21 protein-coding genes are annotated in these 22,082 nt (G+C 70.0%); 10 read left to right on the top strand and 11 right to left on the bottom strand.

Going from position 1 to position 22,082, the window contains the following annotated elements:
• The first annotated feature begins 14 nt into the window (after positions 1 to 14).
• Entirely contained in the window at positions 15 to 1,259 is a 1,245-nt protein-coding gene (locus EIZ44_RS30110) for an MFS transporter (RefSeq protein ID WP_134663858.1), read from the top strand.
• On the opposite strand, the gene EIZ44_RS30105 is transcribed toward EIZ44_RS30110, so the two are convergent.
• Positions 1,182 to 2,423 (bottom strand): MFS transporter, encoded by a 1,242-nt coding sequence (locus tag EIZ44_RS30105; RefSeq protein ID WP_134732642.1) that lies wholly within the window; start codon positions 2,421 to 2,423, stop codon positions 1,182 to 1,184. The two genes, EIZ44_RS30110 and EIZ44_RS30105, sit on opposite strands and share 78 nt — an antisense overlap.
• Before the next feature lie 118 nt (positions 2,424 to 2,541).
• On the opposite strand from EIZ44_RS30105, the gene EIZ44_RS30100 reads away from it, so the two are divergent.
• A complete protein-coding gene (locus tag EIZ44_RS30100; RefSeq protein ID WP_037807288.1) occupies positions 2,542 to 2,883 on the top strand; it encodes a hypothetical protein in 342 nt (113 codons plus the stop codon).
• Between the two features lie 2 nt (positions 2,884 to 2,885).
• Here EIZ44_RS30100 and EIZ44_RS30095 read toward each other — a convergent pair whose 3' ends face one another.
• The gene (locus EIZ44_RS30095; RefSeq protein WP_134732641.1) at positions 2,886 to 4,481 is read right to left on the bottom strand and encodes an ABC transporter permease; all 1,596 of its coding nucleotides are present in this window, start codon (positions 4,479 to 4,481) and stop codon (positions 2,886 to 2,888) included.
• Positions 4,478 to 5,377, bottom strand: coding sequence for an ABC transporter ATP-binding protein (locus EIZ44_RS30090; protein WP_134732640.1), 900 nt, complete (start codon positions 5,375 to 5,377; stop codon positions 4,478 to 4,480). The genes EIZ44_RS30095 and EIZ44_RS30090 overlap by 4 nt, the downstream gene beginning before the upstream one ends.
• Positions 5,378 to 5,471: 94 nt before the next feature.
• On the opposite strand from EIZ44_RS30090, the gene EIZ44_RS30085 reads away from it, so the two are divergent.
• Positions 5,472 to 5,957, top strand: coding sequence for a GbsR/MarR family transcriptional regulator (locus EIZ44_RS30085; RefSeq protein WP_037807294.1), 486 nt, complete (start codon positions 5,472 to 5,474; stop codon positions 5,955 to 5,957).
• Here the strand turns inward: EIZ44_RS30085 and EIZ44_RS30080 are convergent.
• On the bottom strand, positions 5,954 to 6,517 hold the full coding sequence (locus EIZ44_RS30080) for a TetR/AcrR family transcriptional regulator (protein WP_134732639.1): 564 nt from the start codon (positions 6,515 to 6,517) through the stop codon (positions 5,954 to 5,956). The two genes, EIZ44_RS30085 and EIZ44_RS30080, sit on opposite strands and share 4 nt — an antisense overlap.
• Before the next feature lie 89 nt (positions 6,518 to 6,606).
• On the opposite strand from EIZ44_RS30080, the gene EIZ44_RS30075 reads away from it, so the two are divergent.
• The 6 genes from EIZ44_RS30075 to EIZ44_RS30055 all read left to right on the top strand — a co-directional run bounded on the left by EIZ44_RS30075 (position 6,607) and on the right by EIZ44_RS30055 (position 13,852).
• The gene (locus EIZ44_RS30075; protein ID WP_134732638.1) at positions 6,607 to 7,236 is read left to right on the top strand and encodes an NAD(P)-dependent oxidoreductase; all 630 of its coding nucleotides are present in this window, start codon (positions 6,607 to 6,609) and stop codon (positions 7,234 to 7,236) included.
• Between the two features lie 518 nt (positions 7,237 to 7,754).
• The gene (locus EIZ44_RS30070) at positions 7,755 to 8,504 is read left to right on the top strand and encodes an SGNH/GDSL hydrolase family protein (protein WP_134732637.1); all 750 of its coding nucleotides are present in this window, start codon (positions 7,755 to 7,757) and stop codon (positions 8,502 to 8,504) included.
• Between the two features lie 99 nt (positions 8,505 to 8,603).
• Positions 8,604 to 8,744, top strand: coding sequence for a hypothetical protein (locus tag EIZ44_RS44900; RefSeq protein ID WP_158242475.1), 141 nt, complete (start codon positions 8,604 to 8,606; stop codon positions 8,742 to 8,744).
• A 1,378-nt stretch (positions 8,745 to 10,122) separates the two neighbouring features.
• Complete coding sequence (locus EIZ44_RS30065) at positions 10,123 to 10,728, top strand: RNA polymerase sigma factor (RefSeq protein ID WP_009071544.1); 606 nt, start codon at positions 10,123 to 10,125, stop codon at positions 10,726 to 10,728.
• Positions 10,725 to 11,210: a hypothetical protein gene (locus EIZ44_RS30060; protein WP_037807307.1), complete on the top strand. Its 486-nt coding sequence runs from the start codon at positions 10,725 to 10,727 to the stop codon at positions 11,208 to 11,210. Before EIZ44_RS30065 ends, EIZ44_RS30060 begins: the two co-directional genes overlap by 4 nt.
• Positions 11,211 to 11,263: 53 nt before the next feature.
• A complete protein-coding gene (locus EIZ44_RS30055; RefSeq protein WP_205673358.1) occupies positions 11,264 to 13,852 on the top strand; it encodes a CHAT domain-containing protein in 2,589 nt (862 codons plus the stop codon).
• Between the two features lie 52 nt (positions 13,853 to 13,904).
• Here the strand turns inward: EIZ44_RS30055 and EIZ44_RS30050 are convergent, their stop codons facing one another.
• The gene (locus EIZ44_RS30050) at positions 13,905 to 14,663 is read right to left on the bottom strand and encodes a polysaccharide deacetylase family protein (RefSeq protein ID WP_051728597.1); all 759 of its coding nucleotides are present in this window, start codon (positions 14,661 to 14,663) and stop codon (positions 13,905 to 13,907) included.
• 85 nt (positions 14,664 to 14,748) lie between these two features.
• Positions 14,749 to 15,195: an SRPBCC family protein gene (locus EIZ44_RS30045; protein WP_134663844.1), complete on the bottom strand. Its 447-nt coding sequence runs from the start codon at positions 15,193 to 15,195 to the stop codon at positions 14,749 to 14,751.
• A gap of 74 nt (positions 15,196 to 15,269) precedes the next feature.
• On the opposite strand from EIZ44_RS30045, the gene EIZ44_RS30040 reads away from it, so the two are divergent.
• Positions 15,270 to 17,228 (top strand): FUSC family protein, encoded by a 1,959-nt coding sequence (locus EIZ44_RS30040; RefSeq protein WP_134732636.1) that lies wholly within the window; start codon positions 15,270 to 15,272, stop codon positions 17,226 to 17,228.
• Positions 17,229 to 17,412: 184 nt separating this feature from the next.
• On the opposite strand, the gene EIZ44_RS30035 is transcribed toward EIZ44_RS30040, so the two are convergent.
• The 5 genes from EIZ44_RS30035 to EIZ44_RS30015 form a co-directional block, all read right to left on the bottom strand.
• Positions 17,413 to 17,670 (bottom strand): antitoxin, encoded by a 258-nt coding sequence (locus tag EIZ44_RS30035; RefSeq protein WP_037807317.1) that lies wholly within the window; start codon positions 17,668 to 17,670, stop codon positions 17,413 to 17,415.
• Between the two features lie 65 nt (positions 17,671 to 17,735).
• Entirely contained in the window at positions 17,736 to 18,704 is a 969-nt protein-coding gene (locus EIZ44_RS30030; protein WP_078870234.1) for a prephenate dehydrogenase, read from the bottom strand.
• Between the two features lie 29 nt (positions 18,705 to 18,733).
• Positions 18,734 to 20,740, bottom strand: coding sequence for an NADPH-dependent 2,4-dienoyl-CoA reductase (locus EIZ44_RS30025; RefSeq protein WP_134732635.1), 2,007 nt, complete (start codon positions 20,738 to 20,740; stop codon positions 18,734 to 18,736).
• 1 nt (position 20,741) lies between these two features.
• Positions 20,742 to 21,284, bottom strand: a complete 543-nt coding sequence (locus EIZ44_RS30020) for a PadR family transcriptional regulator (protein WP_043837983.1) — start codon at positions 21,282 to 21,284, stop codon at positions 20,742 to 20,744.
• 74 nt (positions 21,285 to 21,358) lie between these two features.
• On the bottom strand, positions 21,359 to 22,081 hold the full coding sequence (locus EIZ44_RS30015) for an ESX secretion-associated protein EspG (protein ID WP_167754321.1): 723 nt from the start codon (positions 22,079 to 22,081) through the stop codon (positions 21,359 to 21,361).
• Position 22,082 lies beyond the last annotated feature (1 nt).

Raw genomic sequence — 22,082 nt, 5'->3', positions numbered from 1 at the left:
GGAAGTTTGTCCCCATGGATCCGACAACCTGTGCCACCGCCGACGGTGTGCGCGCCGACGCGAGCAGCGGCCGACTTCCGCTAGGCGTGTACCTGCTCGCCTTCAGCCTGTTCGCGATGGGCAGCGCCGAGTTTCTCCTGGCGGGCGTGCTGCCCGCGGTAGCCGACGACCTCCAGGTTTCGCTGTCCTCCGCCGGATTTCTCATCACCGCGTTCGCACTGGGGGTCGTCCTCGGCGGGCCGCCGTTCGCCGTGCTCAGCCTGCGCTGGCCCCGTCGCGCCGCGCTGATCGCGACCCAAGGGGTGTTCGCAGTGAGCGTCGCCGCCGGATTGCTGGGCGACTACCAGGTTTTGCTGGTGAGCCGGGTCGTCTCGGGCGTCGCGTACGCGGGCTTCTTCGCCGTCGCGTCGGTGACCGCGATCAGCCTCGTCACCCCGGACCGCAACGCCCGCGCCTCCGGTGTCGTGGTCAGCGGCCTGAGCGTGGCCATGGTCGCGGGCGGACCGGCAGGCACCCTGCTCAGCCACTTCACCCAGTGGCGCGGCGGATTCTGGGCTGTCGTGGCACTGACGCTCGCCGGAGCCGTCGCCTGCTCGCTCGGGATCCCCGCGGCGACCCGGTCGGCGGCGCGACCGAGTGTGGCGCGGGAGCTGGCCACGATCCGCAAACCGCGGCTCTGGGGCATTTTCGGGATCACGATCCTGACGACGGCGGCGTACATGATCACGTTCAACTACCTCTCCGCCATGCTCGCCGAGATCACCGGCGTCCCCACGGTCTGGATTCCCGCGATCCTCGCGCTTTTCGGCATCGGCGCTTTCGTCGGCCTGTCCATCGGCGGACGCATCTCCGATCGGCGACCCCACGCCGCGCTCCTCGCCGGAGCCGTCGCGATCGTGCTGCTTTCGGTCGTCCTGATCTTCGCGATCCATCACACGTGGGCGGTGCTTCCTACTGTTTTCCTGCTCGGGATAGCGGCTTTCGTGCTGAATCCCGCGATCTACGGCCGGGTCTTCGCGATCGCCGCCGACGCCCCGACACTCGCTGGGGCGACCACGGTTTCGGCTTTCCAGCTGGGGATCAGTGCTACTCCGGTTCTGGCGGCCGCCGCGCTGACCCAAGGCACTGCCCTCACGTGGGTCAGCCTCATCGGAGCCGTGCTAGCCGCGCTTGCTGTCCCGCTAATCGTTCTTGACCGCACTCTCGGCGATCGGCAGATCGCGCATCTTGCGAAGCGGCGAAGCAATGAGAATCGCTGACGCGGCAAGGATTCCGATGCCACATACGTACAGCGTGACCCGGGTTGTGGTGAGTTCCGCGATCAAGCCGCCGAGCAGACTGCCGAGCGGGGCGATGCCGAAAACGACCGTCTGCGACACCGACGAGACCCGGCCCAGCAGCTCGTGCGGGGTGACCGCCTGCCGGAAGCTCGTCTCGAACACGCCGAGCACGATGATCCCGAAACTTGACCCGAAACCGCCCGCCACCCACCAGGCGAGGCCCCAGCCTTGGGTCGCGAAAGCGTTGCACAGGAACGAAACGCTGTACACCGCGGCACCGAAATACAACGCCCGCGCGGCACCGAAGCGAGCGCCGAGCCGTCGCGCGACTCCGCTCGCGAGCAGGGCGCCGAACAGCGAGATCGTGCCGAGCAAGCCGATCATGAACGGTGCGACGTGCAGGTCGCGGACCATGAACACCATCGATACCGCCATGAACATCGACTGGAACAGGCTCGACGCGGCACCGTGCAGGGCGATCGCCCGCAGGAGCGGATTGCGCAGAACTGTCCGCAGCCCTTCGCCGATTTCGCGGCGAAGGTTCCGCTCAGCGGGCTCGGGCCGCACGTCCGGCGTGCGAATCCGGCGCAGCCACGCGGCGGACCACAGGTAAGTCACCGCGTCGACCGCCATCGCACCCGCGCCGCCGATGAACTGCACGATCATCCCGCCGAGCCCCGGCCCGGCGATCGCGGCGACGGACAGGTTCGTCTGCAGCCGGGCGTTCGCGGCGGGCAGGTCGCCGCGCTCGACGAGGTTCGGCAGGTAGGTCTGGTGCGCGACGTTGAAGAAAACCGTGAACCCGCCGGCCAGCAGCACGACGACGTACAGATGGCCCAGCGTCAGCGACCCGAACACCGCGGCGAGCGGCACCGAGCCGATGAGCACCGCGCGGGCGAGGTCGGCGGTGATCAGCACCGGCCGGTTGCGCATCCGGTCGCACCACGCGCCCGCCTGCAGTCCGAGCAGCAGGTACGGGAGCGTGCTCAGCGTCCGCAGCAGCGAAACCTGGGCCACGGACGCGGCGAGCGTGGTGGTCGCCAGCAGCGGGATCACGAGGAAGTCGATGCGGTTGCCGACCTGGCTGAGGCCGTCGGCGAGCCAGAGCCGCCGGAAGTCCGGCGAGCGAAGAATCCCCCTCATAAGGCCAGTGTGACATAAGTTGAGTCGGTATATATCAAGTTGCACACTGCGTAACGGCACCTATGATCAACGCGACGAACCCTCGTAGCCGAGTGACCGTGCGGCGAGGAGGTGCCGGATGTCGGACACCGCTCCCACCTGGGGTTATGTCGTCGTGACCGGTCTCGCCGGGCTGGCAGGCGGGCTGCTGGTCGCCGCGCTGCTGGTCGCCGGTCGCACTCCGCGTCCGGCCGGAGAGTCGTCGCCGCCCACCCCGCCGCCCGTGCAGCAGGTGACGGTCACGGTGACCGGCCTCCCTCTGCCGCCGATCACCGTGACCCACCGCCCGCCGGCACCCCCGGCCCCGCCACCGCGCACGACCACGGCGACGGTCTCGGTCACCCCGACCCCGTCGAGCCCGTCGGCACCCCCGCCGACCACGCTGGGCCCGACCAGCGGGTTCGTCCGCGACGAACGCTGACCTCAGCCGACGTCGCGCCGCCGCCAGCCGGTCAGCCCCACGGCGAGCACCACCGCCGACACCGCCAGCAACACCACCAGCGGCACCGCGGTGAACACCGCGCCGGGCACCTTCGGCGGATGCTGGAACGGCGAGACGTCCAGCAGCACCTGCGGCGCGTTGACGACCGGCCCGAACATGCTGATCAGCAACGCCAGCGCCGCCACACCCCACGCGGCGGTCGCCAGTTTCGGCAGCAGTCCGAAGATCAGCGCGGCCACCGCGACGATCACCCACGCCGCGGGCACCTGCACCGCGACGGCCGCGACCATGTTCCCGACCGAGCGGCCGACGTCACCGCCGCGCAGCCCGTTCGACAGCCCGAGCAGCAGGCCGCCGACGAGTACGAGCAACGCGCTGCCGAGGAACGCGAACACGAGGTGGCTCGCGGCCCAGCGCAGCCGTCCGACCCGCGTGGCCAGCAGTGGTTCGAGCCGGATCGAGGTCTCCTCGGTGCGCATCCGCAGCGTCGCCTGCACGCCGTAGAGCGAGGCGAGCATCGCGAACAGGCTCACCATCGTGGCGAGGAAAGCGTCGACCAGTCCGTGCGATCCGCCGAGCCGTTCGAAGATCTGCCTGCTCTGCTCGGTGCCGCCGACCAGTCCGGAAATGCCCTGCGCGATCGTCCCGAACAACGCGCCGCCGACCGCGAGCCCGATCAGCCAGCCGAACAACGGACCCCGCTGCAGCCGCCAGGCCAGCGAAAACGGCGACCGCAACGACGGCGCGGCCTCGCTCGGCCCGAGCCGAGGCGGAAGCAGACCGACGCCGACGTCACGACGCGGCAGCAGCGCGTAAGCCACGACAAACAGCACGAGCGTGGTCGCGACCGGCAAAATCAGGACCCACCAACGTTCTTCGGCGAACGGCCGGATCTGCTGCGCCCAGCCGAGCGGCGACAGCCATGACAGCCAATGCGCGTCGGTGGTCGAATCACCCGCGCCACGCAACAGAAACGCGACGCCGAGCACGGCGGTACCGATCCCGTTCGCGGTGCGCGAGTACTCGCCGAGTTGCGCGGCGACCGCGGCGACGCCGGTGAAAACCAGCCCAGCAAGCGCAGTGCTCGCGCCGAGCGCGACGGAACCTGCCGCGGGAACCTTCGCCGCCAGCGTGATCGCTTGCAGCACCCCGATCAGCAGGCTCGCCCCGCCGGTCACCGCGAGCGCGGCGGTGAGCGGCGCGTACCGACCGACCACAGTGGACGCGAGCAGTTCGGCGCGGCCGGTGTCCTCCTCCGCGCGGGTGTGCCGGGTCAGCGTGAAGACCGCCATCAGGGCGGTCAGCAGCGCCAGGAACCCGCCCATCCGCCAGGCGATGAACCCGCCCGCCGTGCCGAGGTTGAACGCCGGGCCGTAGAGCAGCGCGAACGACGGGTTCGCGGCGGCCGACGCGACGAGTCCGGCCCGGCTCGCGGCGGTCGGATAGAACTGGTCGTAGCTGCTGATCGTGGCCACCGGGATGAGGCTGAGCAGGACGATCCAGATCGGCAGGATGATCCGGTCGCGGCGCAGGGCGAGCCGGATCAACGGCCCGGTGCCGTTGAGCGCGCCGCTCATTTCTCGGCCTCGAGTTCGTCCGCGTAGTGGCGAAGGAAGAGTTCTTCGAGGGTCGGCGGCCGGCTCTCCAGGCTGCGGACGCCGACCTCGGTCATCTGGCGCAGTGCGTCCTCGAGCGAGCGCGTCTCGACGTCGAAGCGGACGCGGTTGCCTTCGACCTTCAAGTCATGCACGTCGGAAAGCCGGGCCAGGCCGTTCGGCGGTCCGCACAGCTCCGCGGTGATCGACGTGCGGGTGAGATGGCGCAGTTCGGCGAGCGTGCCGGACTCGACCGTGCGCCCGTTGCGGATGATGCTCACCTTGTCGCACAAGGCTTCCACCTCGGCGAGGATGTGGCTGGACAGCAAAACGGTACGGCCCTGCGCGCGTTCTTCCTGGATGACCTCCTGGAAAGTGGCCTCCATCAACGGGTCGAGGCCCGAGGTCGGCTCGTCGAGCAGCAACAAGTCCACAGTGGACGCGAGCGCGGCGACGATGGCGACCTTCTGCCGGTTGCCCTTCGAGTACGTGCGGCCCTTCTTGCGCGGGTCGAGGTCAAAGCGCTCGACGAGTTCCTCGCGGCGCTTCTGGTCGAGCCCGCCGCGCAGCCTGCCGAGGAGGTCGATGACCTCGCCGCCGGACAGGTTGGGCCAGAGGTTGACGTCGCCGGGCACGTAGGCGAGCCGGTGGTGCAGGCTCGCCGCGTCGCGCCACGGGTCGCCGCCGAGCAGCCGGACCTCGCCGGCGTCGGCGCGCAGCAGTCCGAGCAGTACCCGGATCGTGGTGGACTTCCCGGCGCCGTTCGGGCCGAGGAATCCGTGTACTTCCCCCGCGGGAACCTGAAGATCAAGGCCGTCGAGGGCCAACACCGCGCCGAATGCCTTGTGCAGGCCGGAGATCGCAATGGCGTTTCCCATGGTTCGGAAGCTACACTCTTTTCATGAAGTTGTGAAGTTAAGAAAACGTCTGGACCGAGTGATCGTCCAGGCGCGCGTGGGAGAGGATGGACGGATGACGACGCCTGAGACGAAGAGAGACGAGGACGCCGTCCGCCGATACGTCGAAAGCCTGGGGCTGGTGATGTCCCAGATCGGCATGCAGCGCATGTCAGCGCGGGTTTTCGCGGCGCTGATGACGACCGACTCGGGGCAGCTGACGGCTGCCGAACTGGCGGAGCAGCTGTCGGTGAGCCCGGCCGCGATCTCCGGCGCGGTGCGGTATCTGGACCAGGTCGGCCTGGTGCGGAAGGTGCGCGAACCCGGCGAGCGCCGCGACCACTACCAGCTTTACGACGACCTCTGGTACGCGACTTTCCTCAAGCGCGACCGCTTCCTGATCATGTGGCGCGACGCGGCCACCGAAGGCATCGACGCGCTCGGTCCGGACACTCCCGCCGGCAAACGGCTGGCCGAGATGCGGGACTTCCTGGCGTTCATGCTGGTCGAGGTCAACAACCTGTACGACCGGTGGCACGAGCTGCGGAAGAACCGCGACTAGCCGAGCTTCTCCAGGGTCGCGGCGAGCCGCTGGGCGAGGTCTGGCCGCGGCGGGCGTTCCTCGAAGGACGCGAGGAATGCCTCCTGGAAACAAGCCCCGAGCAGCAGCCGGGCCGCGGCCTCGACGTCGAGATCAGCGCGCAGTCTGCCCAGCCTGACCTCGGCGGCGAGATAGCCGGCGACGTGCTGGATCGGCAGGTCGGGACCGTTTTCGAGGCTGTCCCGGTGGGCGCGGAGCAGGTCGCGCGAGGAGAAGATCGAGATGGAGATCGGGAAGCTCGCGCAGTAGAAGGCCAGTGCCGTGGTGGTCAACTCGGCGAGATTGTCGCTGAGATCGGCCTTCTCCGGATGCTCGGTGAGCCTCGCCGCCGTGGCGACCAGGTCGGGCAACTCCTCTTTCAGCACCGCGAGGAAGAGCGCCGTCTTGTCGCGGAAGTGCTTGTACAGCAAGGCTTCCGAGTAGCCAGAGGCCTGCGCGATCGCCTTGGTCGTGGCGTGCGCGTACCCCTGCTCCCGCATGACCGTCGCTGCCGCGGCGACGATCTCCTCGCGGCTTCCCATGCGTGCTCCCTGAGGGTCTTCTCAGTGTGGTGGGTGTTCACTTACCCTAGCCGGTAAGTGTTTACTCACCCCCTCCTTGGAGGCCTCTCATGAAGATCACCGTCCTGGGCGCGAGCGGCCGAATCGGCGGCGTGGCGGTGCGGGAAGCGCTAGCCCGCGGATGGCACGTCACCGCCGTAGTCCGCGACCCCGCGCGGTTGACCGTCCCCGCCCACCCCCGATTGGACGTCGCGGTTCACTCCCTGACCGACCCCAGCCTGGCCGACGCGGTAACCGGCCGTGACGCTGTTCTCCTGGCCCTAGGCCCCGCAGACCTCAAGCCGACAACCGTCAACTCCGACGGCACCCGCTCCGTGGTCACCGCCCTGCACGGTTCCCAGACGAGGTTCGTGGTGGTGAGCGCATCCGGCCTACCCGGGGACGGCGACAGCCTGTTCTCGAAGCTGCTGGTGAAGCCGCTGCTGGGTGCGGTGTTGCGCAACGGATACGCCGACCTGCAACGAATGGAGTCGATCCTGCACGGTGCCCCAGACGTGCGATGGACGATCGTGCGCCCGACGAGGCTGACGAACAAACCCGCCCGGGAGCAGGTGCGCAGCGAAGTGGGCCGGGATGTGCGGAGGCGGTTCCAGATCCCGCGAGCGAACGTGGCGCGCTTCTTGCTGGACGCGGCTGAGGATGACGCTCTGGTGGGGAAGACGGTGTCGATCGCGCAGTGACGGGACTGTCTGCAGTTGCCGACACCTGTGGCGGGCTCGCTCGCAGATGTTGGCGGGTGTGGTGGCTTTGCCCTCGGCCCTGCCACTTGCGGCGAGGTTGTCCGCGGATGCTGACGTGTGGCGGCCCGCCACCTGCAACGGGATTGCCTGCAGACTCTGCCGCCCGCAGTGGGATCGCTCGCGGATGCCGACCTATGTGGCGAGGCCGCGAACCCTGCCACTCGCAGCGGGATTGCCTGCGCACCCTGCCGGTCGTAGCGGAATCGCTCGCAGATGCTGCCGTGCATGGCGGGTTTGTCCTCGGCCCTGCTGCCCGCGAAGGGTCGTCCACCGCCCCTGCCGCCCCCAGCGGAAGTCCTCGCCGCCCCGTGTCCGTTGGTTCTGTCTGCAGTTGCAGACACGCTGCTGGCGGAGGGTTTCCCCAAACTATCCCCAGGGTTGTCCACAACTCACATCCCCTGTGGACAACTCCCCTCGCGCACCCGGATCTGTCGTAGCCCCTCGTTACTGTCGGAGGCATGGCAGTTCTTCGGCTGTTCCTCCTCTTCCTGATGGCACCCGTGCTTGTCGCACAGGCGGTGCGGGTGCGTCGGGCGACTCCGCGGCTTCCCGGGGCCACGGGTCCGATCGAGGGCGCTCTCGGCACCGGGCGTCCGTTGCGGCTCACCGTCATCGGCGAATCGACGGTGGACGGCGTCGGCGCGCTCACCCACGCCGACGCGCTCACCGGCCAGCTCGCGGTGGGGCTCGCCGGCGCGTACCCGGACCGGGAGGTGCGGTGGCACGCGCTGGGCATCACCGGCGCGTCGGCGCGGGTGGTGCTCGACGAGCTGGTTCCGCGCGTGCGGGAGGCGGACGTCGTGGTGGTCGTCCTCGGCGTGAACGACACCCTGGAGCTGCACTCGGCCGCGCGGTACCGGCGGGATCTGCTGGCGATCATCGTCGAGGTGCGGCGAAGGGTCGGCGACGTCCCGGTCGTTCTCGCGGGCGTGCCCCCGCTGGCGAGTTTCCCGTCCTTGCCCTGGCCGCTCCGGGACTTGCTGGGCGCACGGTCGGTCGCGCTCGACCAGGCGGCGCGAGGGCTGACCCGGCTTCCCGGGGTCACGCACATCCCGTTGGCGCCGGGATTGCTCCGTCCAGGAATGTTCGCTGCTGACCGTTTCCACCCTGGCCCGATCGGTTACCGCGCCTGGGCCGCCGCGCTCTCGGAGGGGTTACCGATCGTCACTGACGGTTGGCATCCGGGGGAGGTGGGGCGGCCATCCTGACCGGCAGGTTCACAAAAATCCCAAAAACTTTGGCGCTCCGTGTATCTAGGCGCACCCTGGATGCGTCCTATGGGGCGAACCAAGGAAAGGGAGGGCCACATGCCTGCGGATCAGAAGGACGAGCGGCAGCCGGGAACCACCGTTCCGCCCGTCAAGACGAGCCCCGCGCCGGGGGCGAACCGGGGAGTGCAGCCGGACGGCAACCACGAGCCGCTCGACGACACCGGCACTGCCAAGTAGCCAAACGGGCGGCGCCCGGGAGCCGAGGGGGCTGCCGGACGTCGTCGGCCGGAGGGGTTCGGGGAGGAATCCCCTCTGGCGGAGCCCGAAAGGGGGAGCGGGCTCCCCTGGGGGCGGGAAGCACCGGTCGGTGCAGGCGAACAGCTCACGCCGACCGGTGCGCACCCGCACGAACGCACGCGCCCGGCGACCTGCTCGGCACAAGGGGGGCGAGCAGGTCGCCGGCGAGTGCGAAGCGACTGACGCACGTGACGACAGGGACTGGCCACACCGCCGGTCCGGTTCAGCTCGGCCCGGGTCTGGGGGACCCGGCCCCGGCCGGACGGGTTCGGAGGGGACCCGACCAGCCGCCGAGCCCACCGGACCAGCGGCAACGACCAGCTCTGAGCGAACCGGCTCGCGAGCTGGCGCGGTTAGACGGGTTCGGGGAGGGCCTGTCCGGCTAGCGGGTTGCGCGAGTTGGTTCGGGCGGGACCGGCGGATTGGCGAGGCCGGACAGGTCCGGATGGATTGCCCGGTTGGCGGGTTCGCGGTCCGGCGGGACCGGCGGATTGGCGCGGCGGGACGGTCCGGGAGGACTTCTCCGGCTGGCTGGCTCCACGGGCTGGAGTGGGACTGACGGATTGGCTTGCCTGTCCGGCTGAGCGGACTTCGGGGAGGGGTTCGCGAGGTCGGCGGGCGTGCGAGCTGGTCCGGCTGGGGGTCGGCTCGCGGTTCGGTCCGGTCAGACGGGTTCGGGGAGGAATCCGCCTGACCGGACCGAACCGGTGAGCTGGCCTGAATCGGCTGGGCGGATCCGGGGGAGGGATCCGCTCGATCGACAGGCAAGACGGACCGGACGGATCCAGGGGAGGGATCGCGTCCGGACTGACGAAACAGCTTCCGGGCTGGGGCGGACGGGCGGATTCAGGGGAGGGATCCGTCCGTCCGAACCGGTCCGGCGGGGCGCGATGGGTCGTTGGGGGACTCGTCGGGTCCGGTGGAGCTGTCGGGACACGGCCGTGCTGGAGGGGGAGCCCGGCCGGTCGTGTCCCGGCACCCCGCCGAAATGGGTACCGCTTGACCTGCGCAAACCCACAACCGAACAGCACCAAAACCGCACCACCAGCCGCCCGATCGGCTTCGTGAAAAAAACTCACCCGGAAAAAGTCAGAGATTGATGTATCCCAGAGCCAGCTGTTTGCTCCTCAACCAAGAGCCCACCCACGGGGCACACACCGTGCCCCTCGACACCATCCGCACCACCGAAAGAGCGCGCACCATTCACGATCGATCCGGTACCCGACCGGAGAGGCGACCCGCGACGGGCCCGGACGTGCCGACACGACCGGAGGCTTGCTCGCCCAGGTCGGCCCACCTCCGGAGTGAGGCAGCTACGGTGACCGACGTGCACACCACCGAGGTAGACCCGCCCTGGGAAGGCTTGACCGGCGCCGACTTGCACGCCGCGTGCATGGAAGCGGCGCGGGGCGGCGATCGGCGCGCCATGGCGAAACTCGTCGACGAGCTGACGCCGCTCGTGTGGCACGTCGCGCGCGCCAACGGGCTCGACCGGCAAGTGGCCGAGGACGTGGTCCAGACCGTGTGGCTCGCTCTGTTCAGCCAGCTCGCGAAGCTGCGCGACCCCCGTGCACTCGCTGCTTGGCTGATCACCACGACTCGCCGGGAGGCGACCCGTCCTTACGGCAGGCGCGCCCAGCCGGTGCCGCTGTCGGACGAGGTCGCCGCGACGCTGGAAAGCGATCATCCCGCGCCTGAGGAGGAAGCCGTCCGCGCCGACCGGGACCGCCGGGTCTGGCGCGCCTTTCTCCGGCTGCCCGCACGCTGCCAGGAGCTGCTGCGGCTGACCGTTCTCGCCGGCCGCGCCGAGTACCGGGCGGTGGCCGAGGCTATGCAGATGCCGCGCGGCAGCGTCGGGCCCACCAGGGGCCGCTGCCTCGACTCGATGCGCGATCTGCTCGCAGGAGAAGGGGGTGCCCGGTGAGCGACAACATCGGCAGGCCGGGACACGGCCACGCGGTTCCGGACGACGAGGCCATCCTGGCCGACATCGGCCGGTTCCTCGACGAACTCGACCCGCCGCCGGACGATCTGGTGCAGCGGGTCCAGTTCGCGCTCGAGCTCGAGAACCTCGACGTCGAGGTCGCGCGCTGGGAACGGCTTGACGAACTGGCCGGCGTGCGCAGCACGGCGACCGGCACCATCACGTTCACCGTCAGCGACCTGACCGTGATGATCAACCTGACCAAAATCGGGAAGGTGCACCGGATCGACGGCTGGCTCGCGCCCGCCGGCGAGTACGACGTGGAGGTCCGGGTCGCCGATCACGGCACGTTCGCGACGGCGACCGACGAGGGCGGCCGGTTCGTGCTCGAACGCGTCCCCTGCGGAACCACGCAAATCCTCGTGCACCTCGGCGCGGGCCCGCACCGCCGCACCGTCGTCACGCCGACCGTCGTGCTCTGAGAAACCCGGACGGGCGTTATGGAGAGTGGCGGAGGTGTGCTCCCATAGAGTCCGTGTCCGCGCCCGTCCATGATCGAACGATCGCGGCGGCGTCCGATCTGTACGCGCGCGGCCGGGCCGCCGCGTCCGACCAGCGGCCCGGCATCGCGGTGCGGTTGTTCCGCAGCGCGCTCACGCGGCTGGCGCGCGTCGCCGATCCGCTGCCTGAACACCGGGAACTGCAGGTCCGCGTCCTGGTGAGCCTCGGCGCGGCCGAAGCCGAGGTCGCCTCCACCGACGCCGGTCTCGTGCACCTCGAAACCGCGCGGCAGCTTCGCGACCAGCTCCCGGAGAGCAAGGTCGCCCGCCAGCTCGGTTTGCTGGTCACCGGCCAACGCGCGGTGGTGCTGATGCGCGGTGGCCGGTTCAGCGAATCGCTTTCGGTGTACGACGCCGTCATCCCCGGAATCGAGGCCGAGTTCGACGACAGCCGCCGGACGCTGGTCGTCATGCTCTTGAACCGCGCGCTCGTGCAGATGGCGCTCAACCATCCGAACGCCGCGCAAGCCGACCTGGAGCGCGCGCTCGGCTTCGCCCGCGAAAACGGGCACACCCTGCTCGAAGGCAAGATCCGGCAAAACCTCGGCGACCACGCGCAGCTCATCGGCGACGTCCCGCAAGCCCTGTCCAGCTACGAACAAGCCGCGCGGATCCTCGTCACCGAATCGCCCGGTTCGATCCCGCTGATCCGGCTCGACCAGGCCCGCGCGCTGCTCACCGCGGGTCTCGCCGACGAGGCGGGCAGGCACCTCGACGAGGCGCTGCCGGAGTTGCGCGCCAACGGATCCGGCCAGCACATCGCGGAAGCCGAGGTCGCACGGGCCGCGGCCGCGTTGCTGGAGGGCGATTTCGCGTTGGCGCGAAAGTCCGCGTCGGACGCGCGGCGCCGATTTCTCCGTCGCGGCAATCGAACGTGGGCCGAGATCGCCGGTCTGGCGCGGTTCCGGGCGGAAGCGCAGCAGGTCCTGTCAGACCGCGAAGGGCGCTCTACCTCGCGGTTGCCCGCCGAACTCGTCTCGATCGCCGAACGGCTGGCCGCGCTCGGACTGCGGGACGAAGCGGCGGTCGCGCGGCTCTTCGCGGTGCGATTGCTGATCCGCCGCAAGGAAATCGCCGAAGCCTCGCTCGTCCTCACGCACGTGCCCGCCCCGCGTGCGACGTCGCCGGTCGACCACCGGATGCTGTTCCGGTTGTGCCGCGCGGAACTGGCTGTGGCCGAGGACCGGCCGCGCGCCGCGCTCGCGCAGGCCCGCGCCGGACTGCGCGAACTCGGCACGATCCGCGACCGGATGGGCGGGCTCGACCTGTTGTGCGGCACGGCCGTGCACGGCGAGGAACTCGGCAGGCTGGCGATGCGGCTCGTGCTGCGGCGCGCGCGGCGGAACGCGGCCGGCGCACGCCGGATGTTCGCCTGGCTCGAACGCACCCGGGCGCAGGTTTACCGGTACGAGCCGCTGCCGGTGATCGAGGATCCCGTGCTGGCCAAGCACATCAACGAGATGCGGCACGTCCAGCGCACCATCCAGCGCACCCGGCTGGAAGGCGAGTCGGTGAAGGCGCTGGAGCAGCGGTACGCCGAACTGCAGCGCGAGGCGACCAGGCTCGGCTGGTACACGAGCCAGTGGGGCCGTCCGCGGCCGGTCGCGACGCCGGACGAGGTCGTCGCCGCGCTGGGCGATCGCGTGCTGGTGAGTTTGGTGCCCTACAACAATCAGCTGTACTCGGTGGTCGTCGACCGCGGGACGTTCCGGCTGCTCAAACTGGGTCCGCTGGACGACATCGTGGAGACCGCGACCCAGCTGCACGCCGACCTCGACGCGCTCGCGCCGGACCATCTGCCGCCGATGCTGGCCGAGACGGTGTCCGCGTCCGCGCGCCGCCGGGCGGAGAAGCTCGACGCGCTGATTTCCGCTTCGCTGGTCAAAACTCTCGACGACCGCGAGCTGGTGATCGTCCCGATCGGCCAGCTGTACGCGATGCCGTGGGGCGCGTTGCCGTCGCTGCGCGGGCACCCGGTGTCGATCGCACCGTCGGCGACCGCGTGGATCACCGCGAAGCGTCCGGCTGCGGACGGTCCGGTGCTGCTCGCGGGCGGTCCTGGCGTGCCGGGCGCGGTCGGCGAGGTGAGCAAGCTGCGCTCGGTGTACCCGGACGCGCGGCTGGTCGAGGGCGACGCCGCGACGAGTGCCACAGTTCTGACCGCGCTGGACGGAACTGGGTTGGCGCACCTGGTCGCGCACGGCGCGCACGAGCCGGCGAACGCGCTGTTCTCCCGCGTCGAACTGGTCGACGGCCCGCTGTTCGCGCACGAGACGACGCGGCTGGTCAACCCGCCGGAGCGCGTGGTGCTGGCCGCGTGCGAGCTGGCGATGAGCCACATCCGGCCAGGCGAGGAAGCACTGGGCTTCGCCGGAACGCTGCTGGCGAGCGGGTCGAAGACGGTCATCGGCGCGGTGGCGCGCGTCGGCGACCGAGCGGCGGCGGACACGATGGCGGACCTGCACCGGCGGCTCGCCGAGGGGACGTCACCCGCGCTGGCACTGGCCGAAGCGATCGCGGTGGACCCGATGCGGCGGCCGTTCGTGTGCCTCGGAGCGGGCTGACTCGTGAGCGGCTACGCCGGTTCTAACCGGCATCGCCGCTCACGAGACGGGCTCAGCCCAGGAAGTCGGCCAGTGGAACCGGCGTCAGGCCGTCCTTCTTGGCCTGGGCGATGAAGGCTTCGTAGTCTTCCTTGAACGTCTTGCGGAAGTGCATCAGCACGATGTCGCCCGGGCGGAGCTTGTCGCCGGACTGGAACTGGACGACGCCGTCGTTGACCGAGGCGGTCCACAGGACGCTCGCGCGCATGCCGCACATCGCGGCGGCCTTCAGCGTGTTCTGGTCGAAGTTGCCGAACGGCGGGCGGAACAGCGTCGGGCGCACGCCGAGCGACTTCTGGAAGTCGTCCGCGTCGTCGCAGATTTCCTTTTTCTGGAACTCGAGCGGTTTGCCCTTGAGGTTCGGGTGGTTGACCGTGTGGTCGCCGAGCACCGCGCCGGTCGAGTCGAGGATGGCCTTGAAGTACGCCTCGTGGCCCTTCACGTACCGGTTGTTCAGGAACAGCACCGGATGTCCGCCGGACTGCTGGATCAGGCCCTGCGCCGACGGGTCCTTCACCGCGCCGTCGTCCATGGTGATGAAGACGTACGGTTTGTCGGTCTGGATGCGGCGGATCACCGGGACCTTGCCGTCCTGGACCGCCGGAGCCTTCTGCTGCACGGTGCCGAACGGGTACGGCCCTGGCGGCGGACCCGGTTTCTGGGCACCCGGCGCGGGGTTCGCCTGTTCCGGGGGTTGACTCGAGTCCGGGCCGGAGCACGCGGACAGCACCAGCACACCGGCCAATGCCGCCGCCAGCCAGCGTTTCGCCATGCCGCTTCCTTTCCCTCGGGGTCACCCGAGGGGGATGACGTCTGTGCTCCGGCATTCGTTGATCGTTGTGGTGCAACGCACCCGGTCAGGCAGCCTGATTGCCCGCTTTGGCCAGCTGTGTGGCCAAAAATCCGATCACACCGCGCAACGCGGCGAGGGCTGCCGGCCCCGTTCCGGGGATGCGTTCGGCGAACGAACCCGACCACCTGAGGTCCGTGCCGCCGTCGGCGTTCGGCGTGAACATCACCTCCGCACGATAGTCGCGGACCGGGCTGAAACCGTCGAATGTGTAGACGTGCCGCCGATCCGGCACGTATTCGAGAGTCTTCTCGCGGAGCAGAACCGGCCACAATCCGACTTCCCGGACAGCATCGACACCGCCGTCGTCGCCGCGGGTCGCCCACCGGGACTGCCACACGAGCGGCCGCGCCCAGGTCGACCACTGAGTCCCGTCGCTTTCCAGCCGGAACAGCACCGGCGGAGCGGCGGCGCTCACGCGGTTCACCTCGAACGAATACCTGCGACCCGGCATGAAAGCTCCTTGAAGACGTTGTTGACCGTGCGACAAATCAATCCCGGACGGCCCCGGTAGGTCAAGATGGTGCGGTGAGCCGCCCCGACTTCGCCGCGCCGCACTGGCTGACGCAACTTCTGCGTTCCAAACCGGTTCCCATTCCGTGGAACATGGTCGCCCGTGCGGTGGTCGCGCTGGCCACTCCGCTGGCGGTCGCGTACGCCGCGGGCGACATCGCGGTGGGCGCGCTGATCTCCACCGGCGCGCTCCCGACCGTGCTGTCCGAGGCGGCCGGGGCCTACCGCTACCGCGCGCGCCGGCTGGGCGGGGCGACGTTCGCGGCTGGGATCGGGTACCTCGTCGGCCTGCTGACCGGCGGCATGCCCGCCTGGTCGATCCCGGCGATCGTCGTCGTAGCGGCGATTTCCGCGCTCATCAGCGCCGCGGGCAGCAACGCTTCGGTGGCCGGGCTGCAGATGTTCGTCTTCTGCGTCCTCGGCACCGCGCAGCACGCGACCGGCGTACGCACCGAAGTGCTCTTCGGCTTCTTCTGCGCGGGCGCCGGCTGGGGGCTGCTGGTCGCGCTCGGCACCTGGACGCTCCGCGCGACGAGCCCCGAACGCACCGCCGTCGCGCAGGTTTACATCGAACTCGCGGCGATGCTGTCGGCGGAGGACGAACCGACCTCGCGGGTCGCGCGCCACCAGCTGACGACTGCGATGAGCACGGCGTACGACCGGTTGCTGGTCGCGCGCTCGTGGCTGTCCGGTCGAGACGCGACGTATCGCCGGCTGCTGAACCGGCTGTCCGCGACGACACCCGCGGTCGAGGCGTCGGTGGCGATGGTCAACGCCGGACAGCGCCCGCCGGACGAGGTGATCGACTACCTGACCCGCGTCGCCGCGTCGGTGCTGGCGAGCCAGCCGCTGCCGCCCGCGCCGGAGCTGCCGGACGAGAACGCCGACGCGGTGGTCAGCGCGCTATACGCCGGGCTGGCGCGGATCGGGAAGCTCGACGACCGCAAACGCCGCAAGAAAGTCTCGCTGCTGCGCCGCTTGCGCGAGTGGGCGAGCGGCCTCTCCGGACCGCTGACCTGGCTCGCGACGCTGCGGCTCACGCTGTGCGTCGCGGTGGCCGAAGTGGTGGCGCTGATGGTGCCGTTCGAGCGGTCGTACTGGATCACGCTCACCGTCGGCGTGGTGCTGAAACCGGACTTCGGCTCGGTGTTCGGCCGCGCGGTGCTGCGCGGGATGGGCACGGTCGCCGGGGTCGGGATCGGCGCGGTCGTGCTCGCGTTCGGCGCGCGCGGCTGGGTGCTGGTGGTGCTGATCGCGGTGTTCGCCGGCGGGGCCGCGGTCGGGAAGGTGCGCAACTACGGGATGCTCGGCACGTTCGTGACGCCGCTGATCATCCTGCAGATGGACCTCGCGAACACGGGCAGCTGGACCGTCGTGCTGGCGCGGCTGGTCGACACCGTGATCGGCTGCGTGATCGTGCTCGTCGTCGGCTACCTGCTGTGGCCGGGTTCGCGGCGGCCGACCGTCGGCGGGCGGCTGGCGGACAGTTTCGACACGGTCGCCAAGTACGTCCGCACCGCGATGGTGCTGAACTCGACCAGCGAATCGCGGCTCGCCCGGTCGCGGGCCCGGCGCGGGGCGTACCGCGCGCTCGCGGACCTGCGGACGGCGTTTCAGCAGGTGATCGTGGAGCCGTCGCCGGCGGGACGGCAGGCGGTGGCGTGGTGGCCGGTGATCGCGGGGTTGGAGCGGGTGACCGACGCGGTAACCGAGGTCGGCGTGACCATCGGCGAGGGCGCGCCCGCACCGTCGCCAGCGGACATCGAACTGCTCACGGACGCGCTGGCGGAGCTGTCTTCCGCGGTCCGCGAGCAGCGGGACCCGGATTCGGTGCCGATGCCGGACAACCCGCGCCTCGCCGGAGTGGTGGACCAGCTCGGCTCGACGTTCGACGCGGTCCGCGGGCCGGACCTGGTGGAACGGTCCCCGCTGCGGCTGGTGCGCCGGTTCCTGCCGTACCACCGGCGCACCTGAGCTGCGCACCTGCGAGAGCGCCCCGATGCCGCATTGGGTGCGTGGGATGCACCGAATGCCGCATTGGGTGCTCCGCCCTTGCCCCCACCGCCTCCCTCAACGGAGGCGCTGCGCGCCGCAGGGCTAATTCGTGCACCGAATGCCGCATTGGGGCGCAACCGGGCCCAACCTGGAGGCGGAGGCGTTACTGCTGTCCGCCGGGCTGGCCGCCCTCGGGCTTGGGGCCGTCTTCCGGCTTCTCGCCGCCTTCGTCGTGCTTGCCAGTGACCTTGCCGAGCAGGTCCTTGGCCTTGTCGATGCCGCCGTCGATCTGCGAGTCGTGGCCGCTGACCTTGGACTTCGCGAATTCAGCCGCCTTCTCGAGACCCTGCTCGAGCTTGCCGCTGTTCTCGCGCAGCGCCTCGGTCGCCTTGTTCTTGAGCTCGTCGAAGTTGATGCCCATCGAATGCCTCCCCGGGGTTGGGATTGAGAGGCTTCAATCGTCACACACCAGGCGTTCCAGGCAAGTCAAGACACTTCGCCGAGTGCGACGGCTCCGTCCAGTCCGGTGATCCGGCCGCCGCGTTCGCCGAGTGCGACGAGTCCTTCGCGGGCGTCGGCGGCGGTGAGGTCGATGCGGACGCCGGACTGCGCCGCGTCGCGGGCCGCTTCCAACGCCAGTGCGCCCTCGTGACCTGCGTTGATGGTCGCGGCGAGGCCGCCGGTGGAGGCGAGCGAACCGCGGGCCGCGCCGAGGCGGCCGAGTGCGTCGTCGACGATCGGGAGCAGGGCGTCGCGGTTGCCTTCGGTCATCGCGCGCACCAGGTCCGGCGACGATCCGGCGACGCGGGTCCCGTCGCGGAACGAACCGGCGGCCAGCGACATCGCGAGCGGGCCGCCCTGTGCACCGACCGAGGCGAGGATCGCGGCGAACAGGTGCGGCAGGTGCGAGATCCGGGCGACCGTCTCGTCGTGCGAATCGGCGGGCAGCGGCACGGCGTGCGCGCCGACGTCCAGGACAAGCCGGGTGACCTCGGCCCACGCCGTCAGGTCGGTTTCCTCTTCGACGCCCACGACCCAGGCCGCGTCGCGGAAGAGCATGGTGTCGCCGGCGAGCCAGCCGGAGCGCGACGTGCCCGCCATCGGGTGTCCGCCGACGTAGCGCGTGTACGGCGCGCGCCTGCGGACCGCGTCGAGCATCGGGCCCTTCACGCTGACCACGTCGGTGAGAATGCAGTGCGACGCGTGCTGGGCGACCTGTCGCAGCAGGTTCTCCACCGCGGGCAGCGGCACGGCGATGACCACGATCGCGTCCGCGGCCGCGGCCCGCTGTAGTGCGGCTTCGGCGTCTGTGGTGACGTCGTAGCCGCCGCGGCTCGCCGCGTCAGCGTCCACTTCGGACACTGTGGTTCCCCAGACGGTCCTGCCGCTCGCCGCGGCGGCTCGCAGCAGGGAACCGCCGATGAGCCCGAGCCCGATCACGCATACGTCTCGCACGGGGCCATCCTGCCAGTGCGCGCAAGCGGCTACAGGACGGCCGCCAGCCGGGTGCCCTGGTCGATCGCCCGTTTGGCGTCCAGTTCCCGTGCCTCGTCCGCCCCGCCGACGAGGTGCACCGGCACGTCGCCGAGCGCACCGGCGAGTTCCCGCACGGATTCCTGGCCAGCGCAAACCACCACGGTGTCGACCTCGAGCAGCCGCGGTTTCCCGTCGACCGTGACGTGCAGACCGGCGTCGTCGATCCGGTCGTAGGAAACCCCGCTGATCTTTTCCACGCCCTTGGCGCGCAGTGCGGCGCGGTGCACCCAGCCGGACGTCTTGCCGAGCCCGGCCCCGATCGGCGACTTCTTGCGCTGCAGCAGGTAGACCTGCCGCGGCGACGGTTCCGGCTTCGGCTTGGCCAGTCCGCCGGGCGCGAGCGCGGGGTCGGTGACGCCCCATTCGGCCATCCAGGCGTCGCGATCCAACGCGGGCGACGAACTGTGCGTGAGGAATTCGCTGACGTCCACGCCGATACCGCCCGCGCCGATCACCGCGACCCGCTCGCCGACGGGTTTGCCGTGCCGCACGACGTCGACGTAGGAAAGCACCTTCGGATGGTCGATCCCGGGCAGCACCGGAACCCGCGGCGTGACACCGGTGGCCAGCACGACCTCGTCGAAGCCGGTCAGATCCGCGGCGGTCGCCCGGGTGCCGAGGTGCACCTTCACACCGGTGACCTCGAGGCGTCGCGTGTAGTAGCGGATGGTCTCGGCGAATTCCTCCTTGCCCGGAATCCGTTGTGCGATCCCGAACTGGCCGCCGATTTCGTCGTCGGCCTCGAACAGTTCGACGTCGTGGCCGCGTTCGCCGAGCGCGGTCGCGGTTGCGAGCCCGGCCGGCCCGGCACCGACGACGGCGATCCGCTTGGCGCGCCGGGTCGGGAGCAGGTTCAGGGTTGTTTCGTGCCCGGCCCGGGGATTCACCATGCAGGACACCGGTTTCCGGCTGAACGCGTGGTCGAGGCAGGCCTGGTTGCAGGCGATGCACGCGTTGATCTCGTCCGTGCGGCCGGTTTCGGCCTTGCGGATCCAGTCCGGGTCGGCGAGCAGCGGACGGGCCATCGAGACCAGATCCGCGTCCCCGTCGGCGAGGGCTTGTTCCGCGACGTGCGGCAGGTTGATCCGGTTCGAGGTCACCACCGGGACCGAAACGTGCGGCTTCAGCTTGCCGGTGACCCAGGTGAACGCGCCGCGCGGCACGGACGTGACGATCGTCGGCACCCGCGCCTCGTGCCAGCCGATGCCGGTGTTGATGATCGTGGCCCCGGCCGCCTCGACGTCGCGGGCGAGCGCGACGACGTCGTCCCAGCTCTGTCCGCCTTCGACGAGGTCGAGCATGGAAAGCCGGTAGATGATGATGAAGTCCGGCCCGACTTTTTCCCTGGTGCGCCGGACGATCTCGACCGCGAACCGGCGGCGCTTCTCCGCGGTGCCGCCCCAGGCGTCGGTGCGCCGGTTGGTGCGTTCGGCGAGGAACTGGTTGATCAGGTAGCCCTCGGAGCCCATGATCTCCACGCCGTCGTACCCGGCGTCGCGGGCCAGCGCGGCGCAATCGGCGAACGCGCGAATCGTGCGGTGCACGCCGTACGCGGTGAGCGCGCGTGGACGGAACGGGTTGATCGGCGCCTTGCGGCTTGACGCGGAAACGCTCAGCGGGTGGTAGGCGTAGCGGCCGGCGTGCAGGATCTGCAGCGCGATCTTGCCGCCCTCCGCGTGCACCGCGCTGGTCAGCAACTGGTGCTGTTTCGCCTCGGCGGGCGTGGAAAGCTTCGAGGCCAACGGCAACAGCCACCCGGTGCGGTTCGGCGCGAACCCGCCGGTGACGATCAGGCCGACACCGCCGCGCGCGCGTTCGGCGTAGTACTCGGCCAGCTGCGGGAAGCGGGACGCGCGGTCCTCCAGACCGGTGTGCATCGAGCCCATCAGGACGCGGTTGCGCAGCGTCGTGAAGCCGAGATCGAGCGGGGACAGCAGGTTCGGGTACTCGGTCATGTCAGTCCTTCTCGTCGGCCCGCAACGCGGTCAGGATTTCTTCCAGCCACTCGACCTGGCCCTCTTCGACCCGGATTCCGCCGCGCAGCACGAGGTATTGGTGCAGCGAACGGCCGCGGAGCCGGTCCGGGGCGGGGAAGTCGCGCTTCTCGATCTGCCGGTACAGGTCGAGCCGCTCAGCGTGCGCGTCGCGGTGCCGGACGATCTCTTCGGCGATGGCATTCGCGTCGCCGAACGACGCCCCGCGCAACTTCACCGCCAACTCCTGCGGCCCGGCTTGCGGTGCCGGTTCGGCAAGCCAGCGCCGCAGTTCCATCCGGCCCGCTTCGGCGACGGTGTAGACCTTCTTGTCCGGCCGCCCGTCCTGGACCACTATGTCGACCGCGACCTGACCGGCCTCCTCCATCCGCTTCAGCACGCGGTAAATCTGCTGGTGGGAGGCGCTCCAGAACAGCCCGATGGACTTCTCGAACCGGCGCGCCAGCTCGTAACCCGAGCCGGAGCGTTCCGACAGCGAGACGAGGATCGCGTGCTCCAGTGCCATGCCGGACAGTGTCATATGCAACTAGGTGCATTGCAACTGAGTGCAATCCAGGTCACCCTGAGGCTTGCCTAGGTTCAGGCCCGCAGGCCGGCTTCGATGGCGTGCAGCATCCGAGCGAGGTCGTCGGCGCCAGCGGGGCTGATGCTGAGCCAGCCGTCGGTGACCGCGGCGGTGAACCGGCCTTGTTCGGTGTCGATCCAGTAGGGCGGGTGTTCGTTGCGGACGCGTTCGGTGCCGCGGCGGATCGCGACGTACAACCGTCCTACGTGGATTCGGGGAGCCTGCATCCACTCGACGGCGCGCCGTGCGTCGCGGGCACTGTTGGTGCGGGTCGGCGGCGGATTTCCGGCGAGCACGGCGCTGTAGTCGGCTTCCGAGCAGGACAGCGAATGGAGGTTCGACGCGGGCGGAGTGCCCGGCAGCGCGGAGACCAGTTCCCGGGCAGCGGATTCCGCGGTGCTGGGGAACAAGGTGATCGTGTCGTGGTCGGCGACCGCGAGGATCGCGTCCCGTCCGGCGGCCGCGGCCTGAAGGGTCACGTCGCGGCCGTTGATGCGCGCCCAGCAGTAACGGTCGACGGAGGGTCGTTGCAGGAGCCCGATGACGTCGGCGAAGTCGCGGACCGGCCAGCCGGTGGCGGCGAGTTCGGCGTCCGCTTTCGCGTCCTGCTGGACCTGCTCGTCCGGCGGGTACCACTTCTCGCCGCCGATCAGCGTCGGATGCGGGTCGGAACGGTCGATCCGGCGGACCAGATTCTGGTAACTGTCACGGGAAAACCGCAGGGGGCTCCGGAGCAAC

It is taken from the genome of Amycolatopsis nivea, from assembly GCF_004522235.1.
In the GTDB taxonomy this organism is placed as follows: Bacteria; Actinomycetota; Actinomycetes; order Mycobacteriales; family Pseudonocardiaceae; genus Amycolatopsis; species Amycolatopsis nivea.
Note: the sequence above shows the minus strand (reverse complement) of the source record. Positions and strands in the feature narration are given on the sequence as shown.